The sequence below is a fragment of the Lentibacillus salinarum genome, from assembly GCF_042679865.1.
Classification (GTDB): domain Bacteria; phylum Bacillota; class Bacilli; order Bacillales; family Amphibacillaceae; genus Lentibacillus; species Lentibacillus salinarum.
In genome coordinates, this window is the sequence record NZ_JBHTNH010000031.1 from 1 (window position 1) to 510 (window position 510).

The 510-nt window shown below is 50.0% G+C and carries 2 tRNA genes and 2 rRNA genes; all 4 read right to left on the bottom strand.

Annotated features, from left to right (window positions below):
* Positions 1–115: ribosomal RNA gene (locus ACFQ4A_RS16340) — 23S ribosomal RNA — on the bottom strand; the annotation flags it as partial.
* Between the two features lie 78 nt (positions 116–193).
* Positions 194–266 (bottom strand) — tRNA-Ala (locus ACFQ4A_RS16345).
* 16 nt (positions 267–282) lie between these two features.
* A tRNA-Ile gene (locus ACFQ4A_RS16350) sits at positions 283–359 on the bottom strand.
* A 96-nt stretch (positions 360–455) separates the two neighbouring features.
* A 16S ribosomal RNA gene (locus ACFQ4A_RS16355) occupies positions 456–510 on the bottom strand; the annotation flags it as partial.

A 510-nucleotide genomic window follows, 5' to 3' on the forward strand; every position in this document is an offset into this window, starting at 1 on the left:
GGAAATCCCCGGTTCACAGTCTACTTACGACTCACCGGGGCATATCGGTGTTAGTCCCGTCCTTCTTCGGCTCCTGGTACCAAGGCATCCACCGTGCGCCCTTAATCACTTAACTAATTTATCGTTCATTAAACGAACGCATTGATTGATGTCGTTGAATGTCTTGCTCTTATTTAGTTTTCAAGGTACAAAATGGAGCCTAGCGGGATCGAACCGCTGACCTCCTGCGTGCAAAGCAGGCGCTCTCCCGGCTGAGCTAAGGCCCCGTGTTGCAATTTGAGATGGTGGGCCTGGGTGGACTCGAACCACCGACCTCACGCTTATCAGGCGTGCGCTCTAACCGACTGAGCTACAGGCCCATCTATATAAGAGACAATTAATCTCTCAAAACTGAACCAAACAACCAGACCTGCATACCGATATTAAATCGGCGTTTCCGTATTATCTATCCTTAGAAAGGAGGTGATCCAGCCGCACCTTCCGATACGGCTACCTTGTTACGACTTCACC